General features: G+C 76.1%; 1 protein-coding gene and 1 pseudogene. Both read right to left on the bottom strand.

Features of this window, described 5'->3' with window-relative positions:
* On the bottom strand, positions 1 to 262 hold a 262-nt coding region (locus tag DZF91_RS23260; RefSeq protein ID WP_235834492.1), incomplete at its 3' end, for a DUF5685 family protein.
* A 90-nt stretch (positions 263 to 352) separates the two neighbouring features.
* Positions 353 to 1,024 (bottom strand): annotated as a pseudogene (locus DZF91_RS23255) (tetratricopeptide repeat protein); the annotation flags it as partial.

Below are 1,024 nucleotides of genomic sequence, written 5' to 3'. Positions count from 1 at the left end.
CGCCCTCCGCCTGCGCGCGGACGACCTGCGCGCCGCGCATGCCGCGCAGCGCGCACGGCCCGGCGGCGCGGCGCGGGGACGTCTCCGGAGCCTGCGCCTCCACCAGCACCGAGACGATCAGCCCGTCGTAGTTGGTGACCATCCGGGCCGCCTGCCCGTGCTCGCGCCGCAGGGTCAGGCAGAGCCCGCACAGGTGCGCCAGCCAGTCCTCGAACAGCCCGCCCGCCAGCACATGGCGGCACGGCCGCACCACACCGAACATCCCCCGAACCTCTTCCTCCGAGCAACCTGGCGCGACATTATGCCTGGAAGACGAGGTTCTAGATCAAGATACCGAAGAAACCGGAAATGATCAGACTCCGGCGCAGGCGAGGGCGCGCCCGTAGGCGGCGAGCCGGTCGTCGTCCGGCGAGCCGTTCTCGGCGAGCAGTTCGGCCAGGTCGAACCAGGTCTGCGCCGCCTGCCGGGACGACTCCATCCGCTCCAGGCACGCCGCCGCCCGGGACAGCGACGCGGTCGCCCGCTCCCGCTCCCCCAGCCGGACGCACGCCTCGCCGAGGACGGTCAGCGCGACCGCCGTGGCCCGGCGCGGCGCGTCCCCGAGCAGGTCCAGGGCCTCCTCGGCGCGGGCCACCGCCTCCGCCGGACGGCCGAGCGCGGTCTCGGCGCGGGCCAGCTCGGTCAGGCACCACGCCACGTCCAGCTCCCCGGCGGCACTGGCGTTGATCTCGCCGCGCACCCGGGTCAGCAGGTCGCGGGCGCGCCCGGCCTGCTCGGGACGGGCACGCAGCAGCAGCCCGGCGTAGTTGACCCGCAGCCGGGCGAGGTTGCGCAGGTCGCCGTCCGGGGCGCCGTGGGTCTCGCCGAACTCCCCGGCGATCTGCAGCGCGCGCTCGGCCAGCTCGACGCCCTCCTCGTAGGCGCCGCGCACCTCGGCGACGAACGCCGCCTCCCAGTACGCGGCGACGCGCGCGGCCGGGCCCGCGCCGCGGTCGGCGCGCTCGACGAGCTGCGCCGCGAGCTG

The organism is Actinomadura logoneensis, assembly GCF_003428695.1.
GTDB lineage: Bacteria > Actinomycetota > Actinomycetes > Streptosporangiales > Streptosporangiaceae > Spirillospora > Spirillospora logoneensis.
Note: the sequence above shows the minus strand (reverse complement) of the source record. Positions and strands in the feature narration are given on the sequence as shown.